This window comes from Pseudomonas sp. OTU5201, assembly GCF_038440135.1.
GTDB lineage: Bacteria > Pseudomonadota > Gammaproteobacteria > Pseudomonadales > Pseudomonadaceae > Metapseudomonas > Metapseudomonas resinovorans.
Map to the genome: position 1 here is coordinate 144,479 of NZ_JASATC010000002.1, position 18,737 is coordinate 163,215.

At 63.3% G+C, this 18,737-nt stretch carries 22 protein-coding genes; 12 read left to right on the forward strand and 10 right to left on the reverse strand.

The window, feature by feature from the left end; genetic code table 11:
• Window position 1: 1 nt before the first annotated feature.
• The gene (locus tag AAHM40_RS01910; protein ID WP_342243183.1) at window positions 2-340 is read left to right on the forward strand and encodes a DUF3325 domain-containing protein; all 339 of its coding nucleotides are present in this window, start codon (window positions 2-4) and stop codon (window positions 338-340) included.
• A 93-nt stretch (window positions 341-433) separates the two neighbouring features.
• Here the strand turns inward: AAHM40_RS01910 and AAHM40_RS01915 are convergent, their stop codons facing one another.
• Window positions 434-1,225, reverse strand: a complete 792-nt coding sequence (locus AAHM40_RS01915; RefSeq protein ID WP_342243184.1) for a tetratricopeptide repeat protein — start codon at window positions 1,223-1,225, stop codon at window positions 434-436.
• Window positions 1,226-1,906 carry a Fe2+-dependent dioxygenase gene (locus AAHM40_RS01920; protein WP_342243185.1) on the reverse strand — a complete coding sequence of 227 codons (681 nt, stop codon included), beginning with the start codon at window positions 1,904-1,906 and terminating at the stop codon, window positions 1,226-1,228.
• A 440-nt stretch (window positions 1,907-2,346) separates the two neighbouring features.
• On the opposite strand from AAHM40_RS01920, the gene cysM reads away from it, so the two are divergent.
• The 5 genes from cysM to AAHM40_RS01945 all read left to right on the forward strand — a co-directional run bounded on the left by cysM (window position 2,347) and on the right by AAHM40_RS01945 (window position 8,383).
• Window positions 2,347-3,258, forward strand: coding sequence for a cysteine synthase CysM (cysM, locus tag AAHM40_RS01925; protein WP_342243186.1), 912 nt, complete (start codon window positions 2,347-2,349; stop codon window positions 3,256-3,258).
• Entirely contained in the window at window positions 3,245-4,597 is a 1,353-nt protein-coding gene (rlmD, locus tag AAHM40_RS01930; protein WP_342243187.1) for a 23S rRNA (uracil(1939)-C(5))-methyltransferase RlmD, read from the forward strand. The genes cysM and rlmD overlap by 14 nt, the downstream gene beginning before the upstream one ends.
• A gap of 83 nt (window positions 4,598-4,680) precedes the next feature.
• Window positions 4,681-6,927: a GTP diphosphokinase gene (relA, locus tag AAHM40_RS01935; RefSeq protein WP_342243188.1), complete on the forward strand. Its 2,247-nt coding sequence runs from the start codon at window positions 4,681-4,683 to the stop codon at window positions 6,925-6,927.
• 64 nt (window positions 6,928-6,991) lie between these two features.
• Window positions 6,992-7,822: a nucleoside triphosphate pyrophosphohydrolase gene (gene mazG / locus AAHM40_RS01940; protein WP_342243189.1), complete on the forward strand. Its 831-nt coding sequence runs from the start codon at window positions 6,992-6,994 to the stop codon at window positions 7,820-7,822.
• 21 nt (window positions 7,823-7,843) lie between these two features.
• Window positions 7,844-8,383, forward strand: coding sequence for a DUF2058 domain-containing protein (locus tag AAHM40_RS01945; protein WP_342243190.1), 540 nt, complete (start codon window positions 7,844-7,846; stop codon window positions 8,381-8,383).
• A gap of 313 nt (window positions 8,384-8,696) precedes the next feature.
• Here the strand turns inward: AAHM40_RS01945 and AAHM40_RS01950 are convergent, their stop codons facing one another.
• The 4 genes from AAHM40_RS01950 to purM all read right to left on the reverse strand — a co-directional run bounded on the left by AAHM40_RS01950 (window position 8,697) and on the right by purM (window position 11,581).
• Entirely contained in the window at window positions 8,697-8,972 is a 276-nt protein-coding gene (locus tag AAHM40_RS01950; protein WP_280286117.1) for a Rho-binding antiterminator, read from the reverse strand.
• A 172-nt stretch (window positions 8,973-9,144) separates the two neighbouring features.
• Entirely contained in the window at window positions 9,145-9,861 is a 717-nt protein-coding gene (locus tag AAHM40_RS01955; RefSeq protein ID WP_342243191.1) for a DUF3108 domain-containing protein, read from the reverse strand.
• Window positions 9,862-9,872: 11 nt separating this feature from the next.
• Window positions 9,873-10,523 (reverse strand): phosphoribosylglycinamide formyltransferase, encoded by a 651-nt coding sequence (gene purN / locus AAHM40_RS01960; protein WP_342243192.1) that lies wholly within the window; start codon window positions 10,521-10,523, stop codon window positions 9,873-9,875.
• Entirely contained in the window at window positions 10,523-11,581 is a 1,059-nt protein-coding gene (gene purM, locus AAHM40_RS01965) for a phosphoribosylformylglycinamidine cyclo-ligase (protein ID WP_342243193.1), read from the reverse strand. Before purM ends, purN begins: the two co-directional genes overlap by 1 nt.
• A 228-nt stretch (window positions 11,582-11,809) precedes the next feature.
• Here purM and AAHM40_RS01970 point away from each other — a divergent pair, with 228 nt between their 5' ends.
• The 4 genes from AAHM40_RS01970 to hda are packed head-to-tail and all read left to right on the forward strand — an operon-like array spanning window position 11,810 to window position 15,234.
• Window positions 11,810-12,850: a DUF2066 domain-containing protein gene (locus tag AAHM40_RS01970; protein ID WP_342243194.1), complete on the forward strand. Its 1,041-nt coding sequence runs from the start codon at window positions 11,810-11,812 to the stop codon at window positions 12,848-12,850.
• 38 nt (window positions 12,851-12,888) lie between these two features.
• Window positions 12,889-13,437 carry a CDP-alcohol phosphatidyltransferase family protein gene (locus tag AAHM40_RS01975; RefSeq protein ID WP_342243195.1) on the forward strand — a complete coding sequence of 183 codons (549 nt, stop codon included), beginning with the start codon at window positions 12,889-12,891 and terminating at the stop codon, window positions 13,435-13,437.
• 1 nt (window position 13,438) lies between these two features.
• A complete protein-coding gene (locus AAHM40_RS01980) occupies window positions 13,439-14,533 on the forward strand; it encodes an AI-2E family transporter (protein ID WP_342243196.1) in 1,095 nt (364 codons plus the stop codon).
• Window positions 14,530-15,234, forward strand: coding sequence for a DnaA regulatory inactivator Hda (gene hda, locus AAHM40_RS01985; protein WP_342243197.1), 705 nt, complete (start codon window positions 14,530-14,532; stop codon window positions 15,232-15,234). Before AAHM40_RS01980 ends, hda begins: the two co-directional genes overlap by 4 nt.
• A gap of 75 nt (window positions 15,235-15,309) precedes the next feature.
• Here the strand turns inward: hda and AAHM40_RS01990 are convergent, their stop codons facing one another.
• Genes AAHM40_RS01990 through arsC form a run of 3 tightly spaced genes read right to left on the reverse strand, consistent with a single transcriptional unit; the run spans window position 15,310 to window position 16,665 of the window.
• On the reverse strand, window positions 15,310-15,717 hold the full coding sequence (locus AAHM40_RS01990; protein ID WP_342243198.1) for a DUF2069 domain-containing protein: 408 nt from the start codon (window positions 15,715-15,717) through the stop codon (window positions 15,310-15,312).
• Entirely contained in the window at window positions 15,710-16,315 is a 606-nt protein-coding gene (gene wrbA / locus AAHM40_RS01995) for an NAD(P)H:quinone oxidoreductase (RefSeq protein WP_342243199.1), read from the reverse strand. The genes AAHM40_RS01990 and wrbA overlap by 8 nt, the downstream gene beginning before the upstream one ends.
• The gene (arsC, locus tag AAHM40_RS02000) at window positions 16,312-16,665 is read right to left on the reverse strand and encodes an arsenate reductase (glutaredoxin) (RefSeq protein WP_342243200.1); all 354 of its coding nucleotides are present in this window, start codon (window positions 16,663-16,665) and stop codon (window positions 16,312-16,314) included. The genes wrbA and arsC overlap by 4 nt, the downstream gene beginning before the upstream one ends.
• Before the next feature lie 124 nt (window positions 16,666-16,789).
• Between arsC and AAHM40_RS02005 the strand changes: the two genes are divergently transcribed.
• The gene (locus tag AAHM40_RS02005; RefSeq protein WP_342243201.1) at window positions 16,790-18,010 is read left to right on the forward strand and encodes a virulence factor BrkB family protein; all 1,221 of its coding nucleotides are present in this window, start codon (window positions 16,790-16,792) and stop codon (window positions 18,008-18,010) included.
• A gap of 137 nt (window positions 18,011-18,147) precedes the next feature.
• The gene (locus AAHM40_RS02010) at window positions 18,148-18,339 is read left to right on the forward strand and encodes a hypothetical protein (RefSeq protein ID WP_342243202.1); all 192 of its coding nucleotides are present in this window, start codon (window positions 18,148-18,150) and stop codon (window positions 18,337-18,339) included.
• A 6-nt stretch (window positions 18,340-18,345) separates the two neighbouring features.
• Here AAHM40_RS02010 and AAHM40_RS02015 read toward each other — a convergent pair whose 3' ends face one another.
• Window positions 18,346-18,735, reverse strand: a complete 390-nt coding sequence (locus tag AAHM40_RS02015) for a hypothetical protein (RefSeq protein ID WP_342243203.1) — start codon at window positions 18,733-18,735, stop codon at window positions 18,346-18,348.
• Between the last annotated feature and the right edge of the window lie 2 nt (window positions 18,736-18,737).

Sequence of the window (18,737 nt, forward strand, 5' to 3'; positions counted from 1 at the left end):
AATGATTGCAGGATTTCTCTCAGGCCTGTGGCTGGCCTATGGCGGGATGCTGGCGCTGTGCATGGGGCTGGAGCGTCATTTCAAACAGGTCTGGCAGGGCTTGCCAACGCCTCTGCTGCGCCGGGGTCTGCGAGCGGTCGGTTGGTTTGGCCTGGGGCTGAGTCTGGTCGCCAGCGTTGGCGCCTGGGGCTGGGCCATGGGACCGGTGGGCGGGTTCGGCCTGATTTCCCTGGCGGGTTTTGCGCTGGTCCTGTTGCTGCCCTACCGGCCGCGCTTCGCGGTTTGGCTGCCCCTGGGGGTGGCGCCGATAGTGGCGTTGGTCTGGCTGATGGGGCTGTGAAGCCCTGGAGAACACAGCGCATTGCACGCTGTACGTGGACTAATCTGCCAGGCCAAAACCTGCCGGAAACCGCGCCGTACGGCGAAGTCGGGTTCAGGCGTGTGTATAGAGCGCCAGTGCCTGGCGATCGCTTTCGTCGCCAAGTTCGGCGGCGCGCTGGTGGTAGGCAAGGGCGAGCGCGCGCAGCTCTGCCTGCGGCGCTTGGGCGAGGCTGGCGCGACTGACCCGGAGGAAGTTCAGGTTCCCGCCCGCCAGGGCCTTGCGCAGCCAGTGCAAGGCTTCGTCCAGTTGTCCGTCATCCGCCAGTACCGCGGCGTGACTGAACTGACCGCGGAAGTCACCGCCTTCGGCTGAGCGGCGATACCATTCCCGAGCTCGCTCCATCGACGGCTCGACGCTGATGCCTTCTTCGTAATAACGGCCTGTCAGGTTCATGGACTTGGCATGACCCATCTCGGCAGCCCGCAGATAAAGGGCGAATGCCTGGCTCTGGTTCTTTTCCACCCCGCGTCCGGATGCCAGCAGGCCCGCATAGTTGTACATCGCCCAATCCAGTCCGGACTCCAGGGCACGGCAGTACTCACGGGCGGCCCCGGACAGGTCGACTGCACCGCCCCAGCCCTGCTCCAGACAGCGGCCCAGCATGTTGCGGGCCATGACGTCGCCGCCCTCGGCAGCAATACCGAACCAGGTTCGCGCCAGCGTGGCGTCCTGTTCGATGCCTTGGCCGTCGAGGAGAATCTGGCCCAGTAGCGTCTGCGCCTCGGTCACACCCTCGCGCGCTGCAGCCAGAATGGTTCGTGCGGCTTGGCGCGGATCGGCAGCGAGGCGTTCGGGCAGTTCATCGGCCCCCAGGGTTTCGGTGCGACTCAGGGTAGAGCTCATCTAGACCTCGGCCCAGCGGCGCAACAGGTTGTGGTAGTTGCCTGTGAGCTGGAGCAGGGCTGGGTGGTCAGGCACGTCGCGGGCGAGGCTCTGGATCGCCTGGTCCATCTCGAACAGCAGGGCACGCTGGCTGTCCTCGCGGACCATGCTCTGCACCCAGAAGAAGGAGGCCAGTCGTTCGCCACGGGTGACCGGCTCTACTTTATGCAAGCTACTGGCGGGGTAGATCACCAGGTCGCCAGCGGCCAATTTGACGCGATGACTGCCATAGGTGTCCTGGATCACCAGGTCGCCGCCGTCGTAGGACTCCGGTTCGCTGAAGAACAACGTGGCGGATACATCGGTGCGCACCTGTTCGGGACTGCCCTTGATGGCACGTACGGCATTGTCGATGTGGTAGCCGAAGGTGCCGCCGCCGCGGTAGCGGTTGAACAGCGGGGGGTACACCTTGTTCGGCAGTGCTGCGGACATGAACTGGGGATTGTTCCACAGGCGCTGCAGCATGGCGGTGCTGATCTCGCGCGCCAGTGGGTCGCCTTCGGGAAGTTGCTCGTTGTGCTTGGCCTTCGCCGACTGGTAGCCCGCGGTTGTCTTGCCGTCGGCCCATTCGGCCTGTTCGAGGGCCTCGCGGATACGCGCTGCTTCGTCGGTCGTGAAGATACCGGGAATGTGCAGAAGCATGGCGGGTCACCGGGGATAAATGGAGAGGAGGCGAATAGTATTTATTTTCATTAAGACTGTAAAACCGCAGCTCCGGCGGTGATTTCCGAATTCAGGCCGGGTGCGCAAGCTGGGTCTGCATGACGTGTTGCAAGTAGCTGCATTGCCCGTAGGCTCTCGGCCCGCTGGGAAATCTCTCGCAACAGCTAACGCAGAGATAGCGGGTGAGAAAGCCAAGGGAGCGCCGGCAAGTCCCGTGTCGACAGCTGCCAGCTGCCGACCGGGCTTTCTGCCAGCGATGCCTTCCGGAGCAATGACGCATTCGGCGACACTTCAGGGAAACGCTGGTTTCGGTACATATATATAGCTGCACGCCATAAGCCGAAACGCTTGCGCCATATGGCGTTGCGCGGTTTGCCGCTATCATATGCACCCCCTGCGTCTGGATTGCGAAGCTCGCCATGACCCTGCAGTACCCCACAATCGCCGATTGCATCGGCCACACCCCGCTGGTGCGTTTGCAGCGGCTGGCCGGCGACACTAGTAATACCCTCCTGGTCAAGCTCGAAGGCAATAACCCCGCCGGCTCGGTCAAGGATCGCCCGGCCCTGTCGATGATCACCCGCGCCGAACTGCGCGGTGACATCAAGCCCGGGGACACGCTGATCGAGGCCACGTCCGGCAACACCGGCATTGCCCTGGCGATGGCTGCGGCCATCAAGGGTTACAAGATGATGCTGATCATGCCGGACAACATGAGCGCCGAACGCAAGGCTGCCATGACCGCCTACGGTGCCGAGCTGATTCTGGTGAGTCGCGAAGAAGGCATGGAAGGCGCTCGTGACCTGGCCGAAAGCCTGCAGCGGGGTGGCCGTGGCAAGGTGCTGGACCAGTTCGCCAACGGTGACAATCCGGAAGCCCATTACGTGGGGACTGGCCCGGAAATCTGGCAGCAGACCCAAGGCACCATCACCCATTTCATCAGCTCCATGGGCACCACCGGCACCATCATGGGCGTGTCGCGCTACCTCAAGGAGCAGAACCCGAACATCCAGATCGTCGGCCTGCAGCCGCAGGAAGGTTCGGCCATCCCCGGCATCCGCCGCTGGCCCCAGGAATACTTGCCGAAGATCTACCAGGCCGACCGTGTCGATCGCGTGGTCGACATGGCCCAGAGCGAAGCCGAAGACACCATGCGCCGCCTGGCTCGTGAAGAGGGGATTTTCTGCGGCGTTTCCTCCGGCGGTGCGGTGGCCGCCATGCTGCGCCTGTCCCGTGAAGTGGAAAATGCCGTGATGGTGGCGATCATCTGTGACCGTGGTGATCGTTATCTCTCCACCGGCATCTACGAAGACCCCAATGTCCCGGCGTAACACCGGTCTGCGCTTCCAGCCCAGCGGCGGAACGCGGACCCAGCAAGTCCCCGTGGGCAAGAAGCAGCGGCTCGCCATCGAGCGACTGGCTCACGACGGGCGCGGCATTGCCTTCTTCGAAGGACGCACCTGGTTCGTCGCTGGCGCCCTCCCGGAGGAGGAGGTGGAAGTCCGTGTGCTCGCTGCCCGCAGCCAGGTGGTGGAAGCCCGTACCGAACGCGTGCTGAGCCCCAGTCCAATGCGTCTCGTGCCGCCGTGCGCTCATGCGGGTCAGTGTGGCGGCTGCACCTTGCAACATCTGCCCCATGGCGAGCAGGTCGCCCTGAAACAGCGCACCCTGGCTGAGCAGCTCATGCGTTTCGCCGACCTCCAGCCGCAGGAGTGGGTGGCCCCACTTGTGGGGACCGAGTTCGGTTATCGGCGCCGCGCCCGCATCGCCGTGCGTTGGGATGCCAGGACCCGCCAGCTGGAAGTCGGATTCCGTGCGGCTTCCAGCCAGGCGATAGTCGGGATCAAGGATTGCCAGGTACTGGTACAGCCCTTGCAACCTGTGATGCGCGCGTTGCCCGATCTACTCAGGGCTTTGGATAAACCCCAGGCAGTCGGTCATGTGGAGCTGTTCCATGGCACCGAGTCGGCGTTGCTGTTGCGTCACACCCAGCTCCTGGGCGAGGCCGACCTCCAGCGTCTGCGCGAGTTCTGTGCGGAGCATCAGGTGCAGCTCTGGCTGCACGGTGAGGGTGAGCCTCATCCCGTCCAGCCGGAAGCACGCCTGGGCTATCGCCTGGAGCGCTGGGACCTGGAGCTTGAATATCGCCCCGGCGATTTCGTCCAGGTGAATGCGGCAGTCAACGAGGCAATGGTGGCGCAGGCGCTAGACTGGATGAACCCACAGCCGGGCGACCGGGTGCTGGACCTGTTCTGCGGGCTTGGCAACTTCGCCCTGCCGCTGGCGCGCCAGGTGCGTGAAGTGGTGGCGGTGGAGGGTGTCGAAGCGATGGTGGCGAGGGCGCGTGGAAATGCCGCCGCCAATGGCCTGGAGAATGTGCACTTCTTCCAGGCCGACCTGTCGAACCCCCTGGCCAATGCGCCATGGGCCCGACAGGGTTTTGATGCCGTGCTGCTCGATCCGCCGCGTGACGGCGCTTTCGAAGCCGTTCGGCAGATGGCTGCAACCGGTGCGAAACGAGTGGTCTATGTATCCTGCAACCCGGCGACCCTGGCGCGTGACAGCGCCGAACTGGTCAAGCAGGGATACCAGTTGAAGAAGGCCGGGATTCTCGACATGTTTCCTCATACGGCCCATGTCGAGGCCATGGCGTTATTCGAGGTGGGCTAGGAAGCCCGCGTAATCCGACCGGCACGACAGAGGCTGGCGACAATTCGACGTGAGGGGTTCACGTCGTAGGGAAGGTAGGCAAGATGGTACAGGTGAGAGCGCAACAGCCGGTCAATACGGACGGCAGCATCAACCTCGAGGCGTGGCTGGACCATGTCATCAGCCTCGACCCGGTGCTCGACCGCGCGGTACTCAAAGAGGCGTGTGAGTTCGCCCGTGACGCCGAGCAACAGGCCATCGCTGCCCAGAACCGCTGGGCGGAAGGCAACTCCAGTTTCCAGACGGGGCTCGAGATCGCCGAGATCCTCGCTGACCTGAAGCTGGACCAGGAGTCCCTGGTGGCCGCGGTGATCTACCGTGGCGTGCGTGAAGGCAAAATCCAGCTCCAGGCCGTACAGCAGCGTTTCGGTGCGGTGGTGGCCAGGCTGATCGAAGGCGTGCTGCGCATGGCCGCCATCAGTGCCAGTCTCAATCCCCGGCAGTCCATGGTGCTCGGCACCCAGGCGCAGGTAGAGAATCTGCGCAAAATGCTGGTGGCGATGGTCGACGATGTACGCGTGGCGCTGATCAAGCTGGCCGAGCGTACCTGTGCCATTCGCGAAGTGAAGAACGCCGACGAGGAGAAGCGCCACCGCGTTGCTCGCGAGGTGTTCGACATCTACGCGCCGCTTGCCCACCGTCTCGGTATCGGCCACATCAAGTGGGAGCTGGAGGACCTGTCCTTCCGCTATCTGGAGCCGGACCAGTACAAACAGATCGCAAAGCTGCTCCACGAGCGCCGCCTGGACCGCGAACAGTACATCGCCGACGTGATGAAACAGCTGCGCGAGGAGCTGGCCGCCACCGGCATCAAGGCCGACATCAGCGGCCGCGCGAAGCACATCTATTCCATCTGGCGGAAGATGCAGCGCAAAGGGCTGCAGTTCAGCCAGATCTATGACGTGCGCGCCGTGCGGGTCCTGGTGCCCGAGTTGCGCGATTGCTATACCGCACTCGGCATCGTCCACACGCTCTGGCGACACATCCCCAAGGAGTTCGACGACTACATCGCCAACCCCAAGGAGAACGGCTACCGCTCCCTGCACACCGCTGTGATCGGTCCGGACGGCAAGGTGCTGGAGGTGCAGATCCGCACCCACGCCATGCACGAGGAGGCCGAACTGGGGGTCTGCGCCCATTGGCGCTACAAGGGCACTGACGTCAAGTCGAGTTCCGACCACTACGAAGAGAAGATCGCCTGGCTGCGCCAGGTGCTCGAATGGCACGAGGAACTGGGCGACATCGGTGGTCTGGCCGAGCAACTGCGGGTGGATATCGAGCCCGACCGTGTCTATGTCTTCACCCCCGATGGACATGCCATCGATCTGCCCAAAGGTGCCACGCCGCTGGACTTCGCCTATCGGGTCCATACCGAGATCGGCCACAACTGCCGTGGCGCCAAGATCAACGGGCGTATCGTGCCCCTGAACTACAGCCTTCAAACCGGCGAGCAGGTGGAGATCATCACCGGCAAGCAGGGCTCGCCCAGCCGCGACTGGCTCAACCCGAACCTGGGCTACATCACCACCTCCAGGGCGCGGGCGAAGATCGTCCACTGGTTCAAGTTGCAGGCTCGCGACCAGAACGTCGCGGCCGGCAAGGCCATGCTCGAGCGCGAGCTGTCGCGCCTGGCGCTGCCGCCTGTGGACTTCGAGAAGCTGGCCGAGAAGTGCAATCTGCGCACGGCCGAAGACATGCACGCGGCCCTGGGTGCCGGTGACTTGCGCCTGGCCCACGTGGTCAATGCCGCCCAGGCCCTGGTCGAACCCGAGCGTGGTGCCAGCGAGCAGTTGGAGCTGATTCCGCGCAAGATCTCCCATCACAAGCCGGGCAAACGCGGCGACGTGCAGATCCAGGGCGTTGGCAACCTGCTGACTCAGATGGCGGGCTGCTGCCAGCCTTTGCCGGGCGATCCGATCGTGGGCTACATCACCCTCGGCCGCGGTGTCAGCATCCACCGCCAAGACTGTGCCTCGGCCCTGCAACTGGCCGGCCGCGAGCCCGAGCGGATGATCCAGGTGAGCTGGGGGCCGGCGCCGGTGCAGACCTACCCGGTGGATATCGTCATTCGCGCCTATGACCGCTCCGGCCTGTTGCGCGACGTGTCCCAGGTTCTGCTCAACGAGCGCATCAACGTGCTTGCGGTCAACACCCGTTCCAACAAGGAAGACAACACCGCCGCCATGATGCTGACCATCGAGATTCCTGGTCTGGATGCGCTGGGCCGGCTGCTGGCGCGGATTGCCCAGTTGCCGAACATCATCGAAGCGCGGCGTAACAGAGCCGCCTGATCCTCTTGCCGGGTGGGGGTTATCCCACCCGGCAAGATGCCAGGATTCGCCACAGGACTCCGTCATGTATCAACTCAACGACCTGCTGCACCTGATGGCCAGGCTGCGCGACCCCCAGTACGGCTGCCCCTGGGACCTGAAGCAGGACTACGCGAGCATCGTTCCGCACACCATCGAAGAAGCCTACGAAGTGGCCGATGCCATCGAGCGCGGTGATTTCGATCACCTGCCGGGAGAGCTCGGTGACCTGCTGTTCCAAGTGGTTTATTACAGTCAGTTGGCGAAGGAAGAGGGGCGATTCGAGTTTGCCGGCGTGGTGGATGCCATTACCCGCAAGCTGGTTCGTCGCCATCCTCACGTGTTCCCCGACGGCGACCTCTACGGTGCACCCGACATGGCGCGCCTGGAAGAGGCGGCGATCAAGCAGCGCTGGGAAGAGATCAAGGCCGAGGAGCGTGCGGAAAAGGCCGTCGCACCTGAGCAGCTATCCCTGCTGGACGACGTGCCTGCCGCGTTGCCAGCCCTCAGTCGCGCCGCCAAGCTGCAGAAACGGGCTGCCCAGGTGGGCTTCGACTGGCCCGAGGCGCTACCGGTGATCGACAAGCTGCGCGAAGAGCTGGATGAAGTGCTGGAGGCCATGTCCGAGAACGATCCGCAGGCCATCGCCGATGAGTTGGGCGACCTGCTGTTCGTGGTGGTCAACCTGGCGCGTCACCTCAAGGTCGACCCGGAAACAGCACTGCGCAGCGCCAATGGCAAGTTCGAGCGACGCTTCCGTTTTATCGAACAGGCATTGCGCGATGCGGGCCGTCCCATTGAAGATTGCACCCTGGAAGAACTGGATGCCCTCTGGGGCGAAGCCAAGAAACAGGAAAAACTCAGCCTTGGCTGTTAACTCGAGAGACTGAACCCCGACATGAGCCTTTCCCTTCGCGACCAGCTGCTTAAAGCCGGGCTGGTGAATGAAAAGCAGGTCAAGCAGGCCGGCAAGCAGCAACAGAAACAACAGCGCCTGGAGAAGAAGAACCAGGTCGAAAAGGATGACAGCCTGCGTCAGGCAGCCCTTCAGGCCCAGGCCGAGAAAGCCGCACGCGACCAGGAACTGAATCGCCAGCAGCAGGAGAAAGCCGAGCAGAAGGCCAGGGCAGCGCAGATCAAGCAACTGATCGAAAGCTCCCGCCTGCCCAAGCTGACCAGCGACGACTATTACAACTTCGTCGACGAGAAGAAGGTCAAGCGCATCGCCGTCAACGCCTTGATGCGCGACAAGCTGAGCCGTGGCTCACTGGCCATCGTCCGCCATGGCGGCGGCTATGAAGTCATCCCGCGTGATGCTGCCCTGCGCATCCAGGAGCGCGACCCGCGTCGGGTGGTGCTGCTCAACACCCAGACCGAAGAGCCGGATGCTGACGATCCGTACGCCGCCTACAAGGTGCCAGACGACCTGATGTGGTGATGCGGTGAAGAAACCGGGCATTGAGCCCGGTTTTTCATTTGAACGTGGGGGCTGTTCGCGAGCAAGAGCTCGGCGGCCCCTCGATCCGACACATAGGTAGCCCGGATGAAATCCCGGGAAATCGAGGCACCGCTCCCGGATTTCATCCGGACTACGCTCTGTGTGTAGGAGCGAGCTTGCTCGCGAAGATAAAGCGAGGACTGTTTGCGAGCAAAGGCTCGGCGTCTCCCTCGATCCTGCGCGTTGGTAGCTCGGATGTAATCCAGGACAGGCGTAGCAGGACTTTCAAACCTGTCTGCGCTGGCGCCACACTTCAGCAGATCTGATTACCCAGCAGCACACGTCCGAAACTCGCTCCTTCGGTCAGGGGTGTAATCGCGGTGATCTGGTCCAGTCTTAGGCGCTCCTGGCCACCTTCGTTCTGCACGATCAGGAACTCTTCCTTGTTCGGCGTCGTCAGGGTGGTCATGGCGCGGGCATCCAGGCGGGCGCCGCCGGCCAGTTCGATGTGCAGCTGGTAGCGGTGCAGGCAGGCGATCTCGATGTAGTCGTAGAGTTCGCAGGAGAGCGGCAGGTATTCGTCGGTCATGGCGGTTTCCTCTGCAGCGTGCCGGTAAATCAGCATAGGCGCTGTCGGCGCGCCCTGGCTTTCCTTCGAGTATCGGCCTGTTTCGTCCATCCAGGGCCCGACCAAGGTACGGCGTGCATTCCTGCGGGCACAAAAAACCGGGCACTGAGCCCGGTTCTTCGTGGGGGAGGGGTTACTCCGGCAGGCCTTGTACCGAGTTGCCGTTCACCGTGCCCTCCTTGAGCATGATTTGGTATTCCTTGCCGTCCTTCTCGACCTGGTGCAGGCGCACCAGCAGGTAGTCCCAGTCCTTGGCAAACCAGAGCACGGTCTTGCGGCTGCTCTGGGTAGGGTCACGTACACGCTCGACCTTGATGGCGTCCACCAGGCCGGCTTTGGTGCGCACCCGCTCCTCGCCCAGTACGCGGAAATCGTAGGTCTCGATCTCGTCGCCGTCGATCACCTGGTAGCTCATGCTCTTTTTGCCGTCGGCGACGTCATGCTGCAGCACCAGCTGGTAGGTGGATTTGTCTTGCAGGCCACGGTTCAGGGGCAGGCGCACCTGATTGCCGCGGTCGTTGCCGATGATCTGCTTCTGGGCCCAGTCGAAATCGAATTCCACCTGCTTGCTCTTGCCCAGGCCGCTGCGGTTGAAGCGGTAGGTCAGAGGCAGAAAGGCATTGTTTTCGACGCGGAAGGTGCTCACTTCGCTCAGGCTGGCGACCAGCATGGCGGCTTCGAAGTCCAGCTCCCAGCGACCGTTGTCGAGCTGCTTCAGGCTGCGGCCGGCCGTGCCGCTGATGGGAAGCTGTTTCCAGTCGGCGGTGTAGCTGGCCTCGAAGGGTTTCAACTCGGCCGCCATGACGGGCAGGGTGAAGAGGGCGAGGAGCAACAGCAAGGCACGACGCATTGGCGAATCTCCTAGTTACGCAGTTGTTGCCCTGAAGCGGGCAACGCTTGTCCATCCAGTTCGGCGCCGTTCTGGCCCAGGCGCAGTCTGCCTTCAGCAAACCAGCGCATGGCCAGCGGATAGATGCGGTGTTCCTGTACATGAACCCGCTGGGCCAGGCTTTCCGGCGTGTCGTTCGACTCTACCGGGATCAGGGCCTGCACGACCAGAGGGCCGCCATCAAGTTCTTCGGTCACGAAGTGCACGCTGCAGCCATGCTCGGCGTCACCGGCTTCCAGCGCGCGCTGATGGGTGTGCAATCCCTTGTACTTGGGCAACAGCGAGGGATGAATGTTCAGCAGACGCCCCTGATAGTGACGCACGAAACCGGGCGTGAGGATGCGCATGAAACCGGCCAGCACCACCAGTTGCGGTGAGAAGGCATCGATGGCCTCGATCAGCGCACCATCGAAGGCTTCGCGGTCGGCGTAGGCCTTGTGGTCGAGAACCAGGGTGTCGATACCGGCATTTCGGGCGCGTTCCAGGCCATAGGCATCGGCGCGGTTGGATATCACCGCGCGAATGCGGGCTGGATGGTCGTCGCCGGTGATGCTGTCGATCAGCGCCTGCAGGTTGCTGCCGGAGCCGGAGATCAGTACCACCACATCACAGCGTGCAACCATCAGTGGCTCTTCAGGTTGTTCAGTACGACGCGTTGGGCACCTTCGTCGGCCGCGGCGATTTCACCGATGACCCAAGGCTGTTCGCCAGCGTCACGCAGGACCTTGAGCGCGGCTTCAGCCTGATCCGGCGCAACGCAAATGACCATGCCCACACCACAGTTCAGCACGCGGTGCATCTCAGTCTCGTCGACGTTGCCTTTTTCCTGCAGCCAGTCGAAGACCGCCGGACGCTGCCAGCTGGCGACGTCTATCACGGCTTGAGCGTTGTCCGGCAGAACGCGCGGAATGTTGTCCAGCAGGCCGCCGCCGGTGATGTGAGCCATGGCCTTGACCGCGCCGGTTTCCTTGATCAGCTGCAGAAGCGGCTTGACGTAGATGCGGGTCGGGGCCATCAGTAGGTCGGTCAGGGGCTTGCCGTCGAGTTGGATCTGCTCGATGTCGGCGCCGCTGACTTCGATGATCTTGCGGATCAGCGAATAGCCGTTGGAGTGCGGGCCGGAGGAGGGCAGGGCGATCAGGGTGTCACCGGTACGGACCTTGGAGCCGTCGATGATTTCGGCTTTTTCCACCACACCGACACAGAAACCTGCCAGGTCGTAGTCTTCGCCTTCGTACATGCCAGGCATTTCGGCGGTCTCGCCGCCTACCAGGGAGCAGCCGGCCAGTTCGCAACCGGCACCGATACCGGTGACCACGGTGGCGGCGACATCAACGTTGAGCTTGCCGGTTGCGTAGTAGTCGAGGAAGAACAGCGGCTCGGCGCCGCAGACCACCAGGTCGTTCACGCACATGGCGACCAGGTCCTGGCCAATGCTGTCGTGCTTGTTCAGGTTCAGTGCTAGGCGCAGCTTGGTGCCGACGCCGTCGGTGCCGGATACCAGCACCGGCTGCTTGTAGCCGGCCGGGATCTCGCAAAGGGCGCCGAAGCCACCCAGGCCGCCCATCACTTCCGGGCGTGCGGTGCGCTTGGCCACGCCTTTGATGCGTTCGACCAGGGCTTCACCAGCGTCGATGTCTACACCGGCGTCCTTGTAGCTCAGGGAGGGTTGCTTGCTCATAAATCCAGGCCTATAGGGGAAATTCGAGGATCGACCGGCAAGTCTGGCTGCCGGTTTGCGAAGGCGCGCGATTTTATCAGGCTTGCCCGGTAGCGGCCATCGGCAGCGGTCGGCCCCGGGAGAAAAGAACGGAAAAACGCCCGCATTGCCGCGCGCCAGAGGGCTGATTAAGGTATAGCCCTTCGATTGCGGCCTATGCTGCATCTGTCCGCCTACAGAGAGTCCACCATGCGCCTGATCGCTTCCGTTTTCCTGCTCTGTCTCACGCTTTTCGGCCCGTCGGCCCATGCTGAAACGGTCAACAACCTCTACCAGGTTCGTGAACCCGTTACGTCGCAGCAGCCGGAGGAGCGCAATCAGGCCTTGGTACGCGCCCTGGACACGCTGGTTCTACGCCTGTCCGGTGACCCCAAGGCAGCCCAGAGCCCGGCCCTGGAAGCCGTACGCAAGGACCCGCAGCAACTCATCAGTCAGTACGGCTATGAGGGCCAGACCCTGGTGGTGGATTTCGACCCGATCACCGCCGAGCGAACGCTGCGCCAGGCCGGCATCCCGCTGTGGAGCGCCAACCGCCCGGCCATTCTCGCCTGGTGGTTGAACCGTTCCGGTGAGGGTAGCAACAGCCTGGTCGGTGACGGCCAGGAAACGGCAGCACCACTGCACCAGGCAGCGCAGAACCGTGGTTTGCCGCTGCACCTTCCGCTCGCCGACCTCAACGAGCAGTTGTTGGCGACTCCCGAACAACTCACCTCCGCCACGCCCGGCGCACTGACCCAGGCGTCTGAGCGTTATGGTGCGGATGCCCTGTTGGCAGTGGATGCCAGCGAGACCGACGGCAAGTGGCAGGCCCAATGGCGCTTGTGGCTGGGGGACAGCCGCGAGCAGGGTACTGCTGAAGGGGCCGACAGCACGGCGGTGGCCGATGCCGTGATGTCGGCGGTGAGCCAGCGTCTGGCGCCGCGCTTTGTGGTGGCACGTGGTGCCGGGCAAACCCTGGAGCTGGAGGTGCAAGGTGCCAACCTGGAGCGTTATGCCGAGCTGTCGCGCCTGCTGGAGCCGTTCGGCGCACGCCTGCTCAAGGTCGAGGGGGACCGCCTGGAATTCCAGGTGACCGCCACTCCCGAACAGCTGCGTGCCCAACTGGCCCTGGCTGGACTCCAGGAGTCGCCGCCCGAGGTGCCCGCTGTACCCGCCCCGTCCGCTGATCCTCAGGCCGCGCCAGCACCTCAGGTGGTGCCGCGCAACAACCTGCTGCGCTTCCACTGGTAGCGGGCGTACACTGCTGGCCTGCCCGTGACGGGGATGCCATGCACCAGTTGCCCAATCTGCTGACCCTGCTGCGCCTGGCACTGGTTCTGCCCATTGCCGGGTTGCTGCTGTCCGATCGACATGACCAGGCCCTGGTGCTGTTCGTCCTGGCGGCCAGCTCCGATGCCCTGGACGGTTTTCTCGCCCGGCGTTACCACTGGACGAGCCGTTTCGGCTCGCTGTTCGACCCTCTGGCCGACAAGCTCCTGCTGGTGACCTGCTTCATTTGCCTGACCATTACACAGGTGCTGCCGCTCTGGCTGGCGCTGGTGGTGTTCCTGCGGGACCTGCTGATAGTGCTGGGGGCCGGGTTGTTCCGCGTATTGGCGGGGCCGGCGGAGTTTTCGCCGAGCTGGTTGGGCAAACTCAGCACGTTGCTGCAGATGCTCCTGGTGCTGTACGTACTGCTGGAACTCAGCCTGGCGCCGGCACTGGCTTCGTTGCGCTGGCCGCTGAGCTGGATAGTGCTGGTGGTGACATTGGGAAGCGGAGCCCACTACGTCTGGGATTGGGGACGGAAATTTCGTTACGCAAGGATGAGGGCCTGACATGACCGATTCGCGCCGCTGGCTATGGCTGGGTGGCTTTTTGTTTCTGGGCTGGTTGCTCTACCAACTGCACCCCGTTCTCTCGCCCTTCCTGGTGGGCATGCTGCTGGCCTATCTCGGCGATCCGCTGGTGGATCGCCTGGAGCGGCTGGGCCTGTCCCGCACCTGGGGAGTGGCGTTGGTATTCGGCCTGTTTGGACTGATCCTGCTGGCGCTGCTGCTGGTGCTCTTGCCCATGCTCGGCCGTCAGCTCCTCCGCCTCTACGAGGTGGCGCCGCAGATGCTCGACTGGTTGCAGCAGAGTGCGCTGCCCTGGGTTCAGGCCCAGCTCGGACTGCCTGGGGACTTCTGGCGCTTCGATAGACTCAAGGCGGTGATCAGTGGCCACCTCGGCCAGACCACCGACATTGCCGGTACCTTGCTGACGAGCGTCACGGCCTCGGGCCTGGCGCTGTTGGGGTGGCTGGGCAACCTGCTGTTGATTCCGGTCGTCGGATTTTACCTGCTGCGGGACTGGGACCTGATGGTGGCCAAGCTCCGTGGCTTATTGCCCCGCAGCCGCGAGTCCTATGTCGTCGTGCTGGTAGGCGAGTGCCATGAAGTGCTGGGTGCTTTCGTGCGGGGCCAGTTGTTGGTGATGCTGGCGCTGGGACTGATCTACGCCGCCGGGCTGATGCTGGTGGGGCTGGACCTGGGGTTGCTGATCGGCCTGGTGGCCGGGCTGGCCAGCATCGTGCCCTACATGGGATTCGTGGTGGGTTTCGGCGCTGCGGTGCTGGCGGCACTGTTCCAGTACGGGGGCTTCGAGCTCTATCCATTGATAGGTGTGGTGGCGGTTTTCACCATAGGGCAGTTACTTGAAGGTATGCTGCTGACCCCGCTGCTGGTGGGCGATCGCATTGGTCTGCACCCGGTGGCGGTAATCTTTGCGATACTTGCTGGCGGCCAGCTGTTTGGCTTCACCGGCGTGCTGCTGGCACTACCCGTGGCGGCAATCATTATGGTTTTGCTGCGCCATGCGCATGATTTCTATAAACTTTCCGATCTTTACGGACAGTCGAGTAGCGGTCCCGACGACCCTCCCAGTACGGCATGACACCGATCCAGCTTCCCCTGAGTGTGCGTCTGCGTGACGACGCCACCTTCGCCAACTTCTATCCCGGCGCCAACGCTGCGGCACTCGGCTACGTCGAACGCCTGTGCGAACCCGATGCCGGCTGGACCGAGAGCCTGATCTATCTGTGGGGAGGTGAAGGCGCCGGGCGCAGTCATCTGCTGCAGGCCGCCTGTCTGCGCTTCGAACAGCGCGACGAGCAGGCAATCTACCTGCCCATGGACGAACTGGTGCACTACGGCCCGGAAGTCTTCGACAACCTGGAACAGTGCGAGCTGGTCTGCCTGGACGACTTGCATGCACTGGCTGGGCGGTCGGAATGGGAGGAGGGTTTGTTCCACCTGTTCAACCGTCTTCGCGACGCCGGCCGCAAGCTGCTCCTGTCGGCCAGCAAGTCACCTCGCGAATTGGGTATCAAGCTGCCGGACCTGAAGTCGCGCCTGACCCTGGCGCTCGTGTTCCAGCTGCATGCACTGTCCGACGAAGACAAGCTGCGGGCATTACAATTACGTGCCTCCCGCCGTGGCCTGCACCTGACCGACGAAGTCGGACGCTTCATCCTGACCCGTGGCCCGCGCAGCATGAACTTGCTGTTCGACCTGCTGGATATCCTTGATCAGGCATCGCTTCAGGCCCAGCGCAAGCTGACCATTCCGTTCCTCAAGGAAATCTTTGGCTGGTAGTCACGAGCGCTTCCTGATGGTCGCCCAGGAAAAAGCCCGGATCGGAATCCGGGCTTTTTCATTTCCGGGCGGGAACTACTCCCCGGCGAGCTTGCGGTTGTACTGGAAACGCCACCGGGTATAGAGCAGCGCCGCGCAGAACAACAGCAGGCTGAGGCCGGCTTCCAACCAGCCGAACAGGCTGCGTGCCGGGTCGATGGCGGCGAGTACGCCCTGGATGAAATAGAGGTTAACCACGAAGCAGGCCCAGGCATGGGCGCGAGCGTTGCCGAGGATCATGCCGGGGGCAAGCAGGGCCAGCGGGACCAACTGGATGGCCAGGACCACCCAGGTCCTGGCGCCGTGCAGGTCAGCGAAGAATAGAGTGTTCACAGTCAACAGCAGGGCCAGGGCGATGAAGCTCACCAGGCTGACTACTCGGCTGGCAGACATGCGCGGAGCCAGCCAGGTGAGTTCCGGCAGTTTCTTGGGTTTTCTAGCCACGCGGGGTCTCCAGGCGTTGTGCTGTTTGCGCCAGACGTTGGCCCAGGGCGCGGCAGAGGGCGATTTCGTGTTCGTCCAGCGGCCGCTTGCCGTCGGCCCCGGCATGGTGGCTGGCCCCGTAGGGGGTGCCGCCGCCACGGGTTTCCAGCAGCGCTGGCTCACTGTAGGGCAGGCCGGTGACCAGCATGCCGTGGTGCATCAGTGGCAGCAGCATCGACAGCAGGGTCGTTTCCTGGCCACCGTGCAGGCTGGCGGTTGAGGTGAACACCGCTGCCGGTTTGCCCACCAGTTCGCCGGTCAGCCAGAGGCTACTGGTGCCGTCGATAAAGTACTTCAGCGGCGCTGCCATGTTGCCGAAGCGGGTGGGGCTGCCTAGCGCCAGACCAGCGCAGTGGCGCAAGTCGTCGAGGGTGGCGTAGAGGGCGCCGTCGGCGGGGATGTCCGGAGCCACGGCTTCGCACTCCGAGGACACCGCGGGTACGGTGCGCAGGCGCGCCTCCAGGCCGGTCAACTCGATGCCACGGGCGATCTGCCGGGCCATCTCGGCGGTGGCGCCGTGGCGGCTGTAGTAGAGAACCAGGATGTAGGGCGCGCTCAAGGAAGGATCTCCAGTACCTTCTCTGGCGGACGGCCGATCACGGCCTTGTCACCGGCGACCAGGATGGGGCGTTCGATCAGCTTCGGATGGGCGGCCATGGCGGCGATCAGTTCCTCTTCGGAAAGGCTGGTGTCGTCCAGACTGAGGGCTTTGTACTCATCTTCACCGGTGCGCAATAGCTGGCGGGCGGTCAGCCCCAGCTTGGCCAGCAGGTCTCGCAATTCGGGGGCACTAGGCGGCGTTTCCAGGTAGCGCACGATGGTAGGAGCCAGGCCCCGGGCTTCCAGCAGCTCCAGGGCGCCGCGGGATTTGGAGCAGCGCGGGTTGTGGTAGAGGGTCAGTTCCGTCATGTCGGGGGTCGCATGGGCATGGTCGAGACGGCTATTCTAACCGTGTCACGGTGTCGGCCTGAACCGTGCACCGTGGTTGCGGTCTGCTGAGTCGGGCCGGGCCGATATGAATCAAGGAGATGGAATGCGCCAACGCCTCACCGACGTCGTCGAATTCTGGCGCTTTCTGCTGCAACGCTTCATTGCCGATCGTGGTACCAACAGCGCCGCAGCCCTCACCTATACCAGCCTGTTCGCCGTGGTACCGATGATGACGGTGACGTTCACCATGCTCTCGGCCATTCCGGCGTTCCAGGGCACCGGCGAGCAGATCCAGAGCTTCATCTTCCGTAACTTCGTGCCCTCCACGGGGGAAACCCTGCAGGAATACCTGCGCGGCTTCACGGTGCAGGCGCGGCACCTGACCTGGGTCGGCGTCGGCCTGCTGGTCGTGACCGCGTTCATGATGCTGGTGACCATCGAGAAGGCCTTCAACACCATATGGCGCGTGCGCCAACCGCGGCGGGGCGTTTCCAGCTTTTTGCTTTACTGGGCGATTCTCAGTCTTGGTCCCTTGCTGCTGGGCGCGGGATTCGCCGTCAGTACCTACATCACCTCGTTGTCGCTGCTTTCCGGTCCGGATGCGCTGATCGGCGCCAAGACCCTGCTCGGGTTCATGCCGTTGCTATCCAGCATTGCCGCTTTCACGCTGATCTATGCCGCGGTACCCAACGCCCGAGTGCCAGTGCGCCACGCTTTGGCGGGCGGCGTTTTCACCGCGCTGCTGTTCGAGGCCGCCAAAGCACTGTTCGGCCTCTACGTCAGCTTCTTTCCTGGCTACCAACTGATCTATGGTGCGTTCGCCACGGTGCCGTTGTTCCTGCTGTGGATCTACTTGTCCTGGGTCATCGTGCTGTTTGGTGCCGAGCTGGTGTGCAACCTTTCCACGCCATGGCACTGGCGTCGCCGTGCGTTGCCGCGCTTGCTGGTGCTACTCGGGATCCTGCGGGTGTTCCATGATCGGCAGTTACGCGGCATGCCGGTGCGTCACCTGGATGTACAGCGGGCCGGCTGGCACCTGCCGGAGGATGAGTGGCTCGAGATGCTGGAGCTGCTGGAAAGTCAGCACCTGGTCTGCCGTGCCAGTGGCGGTTCGTGGGTGCTCTGTCGTGATTTGAGCGGCTACGGTTTTTATCAGCTACTCGTCCACACGCCCTGGCCGCTGCCACGGCTTGGCCAGTTGCCCGAACATCTGGATGAGGCGTGGTATCCGCCACTGCGCAAGGCTCTGGAGCTGCTTGAGGAAGAGCAGCAGGCCTTGTTTGGTGGCAGCCTGGCGCAATGGCTCAAGCCGGGGCACGACTGACGAAATTTGTCAGTGGACAGTAGACGGCATCGGCTCGATCCAACAGCAGGCCGTGTGGTTGCGGGCTGATGCGGTTGGCATGTTTATGGCACTGACAGGGAAGGGGCCATCGAACCGATGGCCAGGGGATGAAGGCAATGGGTACCGCGAAAGACAAACTGATCCACCTGCACGAGCGCGCACCGCAACGGGCGCTGGAGGGGCTGAACCGGGTGACCGGGCTGAAGTTCCGTCACTGGCCGGAATCCCTGGCGCCAGTGGTCGTGCAAGTGGAGCAGAACGGGGTTGAGTTACCGTCCCAGGAAAGCAATCGGGCGCTGCCCGGCTGAAGCCCGTCAGGCACGTACCTGGCGGTTGGCTGGCTCGGCCAGTTCCACGGGCTGCACGAAGAGTTCTTCAACCAGTAGTCCCTTGATCGGGACGGCGGAGCGAAGGCGCACCTGCATCTGGTCGATCTTCTGCTTGAAAGGCAAGCGAGCGATACCGGCCAGCAGGATCTTGCCCTTGGTATTCAGCCTGCCGTGATCCACCGCGACTTCGCGTCGTTGTTCGCCGTCCATGTAGGTCACCTGCAGCGAGACCGGCAGATCCGTCATGCCCGGCAGGTGCAGCCAGGCCGCCACATTGAAATCTGCCACCCGGCCTTCGAACGGCGTGAGGATGGAGCGGGCGACTTCGACGACGCGGGCAGGGACTGGGCCTATCAGGCTGTCTTGCTGTTGCATGG

Excerpts from the sequence above, each read along its gene's own strand:
- AAHM40_RS01920 (WP_342243185.1), bottom strand. The coding sequence starts at position 1,906 with ATGCTTCTGCACATTCCCGGTATCTTCACGACCGACGAAGCAGCGCGT.
- purM (WP_342243193.1), bottom strand. The coding sequence starts at position 11,581 with ATGAGCAAGCAACCCTCCCTGAGCTACAAGGACGCCGGTGTAGACATC.
- mazG (WP_342243189.1), top strand. The coding sequence starts at position 6,992 with ATGTATCAACTCAACGACCTGCTGCACCTGATGGCCAGGCTGCGCGAC.
- AAHM40_RS01970 (WP_342243194.1), top strand. The coding sequence starts at position 11,810 with ATGCGCCTGATCGCTTCCGTTTTCCTGCTCTGTCTCACGCTTTTCGGC.
- cysM (WP_342243186.1), top strand. The coding sequence starts at position 2,347 with ATGACCCTGCAGTACCCCACAATCGCCGATTGCATCGGCCACACCCCG.
- AAHM40_RS01945 (WP_342243190.1), top strand. The coding sequence starts at position 7,844 with ATGAGCCTTTCCCTTCGCGACCAGCTGCTTAAAGCCGGGCTGGTGAAT.
- AAHM40_RS02005 (WP_342243201.1), top strand. The coding sequence starts at position 16,790 with ATGCGCCAACGCCTCACCGACGTCGTCGAATTCTGGCGCTTTCTGCTG.
- AAHM40_RS01950 (WP_280286117.1), bottom strand. The coding sequence starts at position 8,972 with ATGACCGACGAATACCTGCCGCTCTCCTGCGAACTCTACGACTACATC.
- relA (WP_342243188.1), top strand. The coding sequence starts at position 4,681 with ATGGTACAGGTGAGAGCGCAACAGCCGGTCAATACGGACGGCAGCATC.
- AAHM40_RS02015 (WP_342243203.1), bottom strand. The coding sequence starts at position 18,735 with ATGCAACAGCAAGACAGCCTGATAGGCCCAGTCCCTGCCCGCGTCGTC.
- rlmD (WP_342243187.1), top strand. The coding sequence starts at position 3,245 with ATGTCCCGGCGTAACACCGGTCTGCGCTTCCAGCCCAGCGGCGGAACG.
- AAHM40_RS02010 (WP_342243202.1), top strand. The coding sequence starts at position 18,148 with ATGGGTACCGCGAAAGACAAACTGATCCACCTGCACGAGCGCGCACCG.
- AAHM40_RS01975 (WP_342243195.1), top strand. The coding sequence starts at position 12,889 with ATGCACCAGTTGCCCAATCTGCTGACCCTGCTGCGCCTGGCACTGGTT.
- AAHM40_RS01980 (WP_342243196.1), top strand. The coding sequence starts at position 13,439 with ATGACCGATTCGCGCCGCTGGCTATGGCTGGGTGGCTTTTTGTTTCTG.
- arsC (WP_342243200.1), bottom strand. The coding sequence starts at position 16,665 with ATGACGGAACTGACCCTCTACCACAACCCGCGCTGCTCCAAATCCCGC.
- AAHM40_RS01915 (WP_342243184.1), bottom strand. The coding sequence starts at position 1,225 with ATGAGCTCTACCCTGAGTCGCACCGAAACCCTGGGGGCCGATGAACTG.
- purN (WP_342243192.1), bottom strand. The coding sequence starts at position 10,523 with ATGGTTGCACGCTGTGATGTGGTGGTACTGATCTCCGGCTCCGGCAGC.
- hda (WP_342243197.1), top strand. The coding sequence starts at position 14,530 with ATGACACCGATCCAGCTTCCCCTGAGTGTGCGTCTGCGTGACGACGCC.
- AAHM40_RS01910 (WP_342243183.1), top strand. The coding sequence starts at position 2 with ATGATTGCAGGATTTCTCTCAGGCCTGTGGCTGGCCTATGGCGGGATG.
- AAHM40_RS01955 (WP_342243191.1), bottom strand. The coding sequence starts at position 9,861 with ATGCGTCGTGCCTTGCTGTTGCTCCTCGCCCTCTTCACCCTGCCCGTC.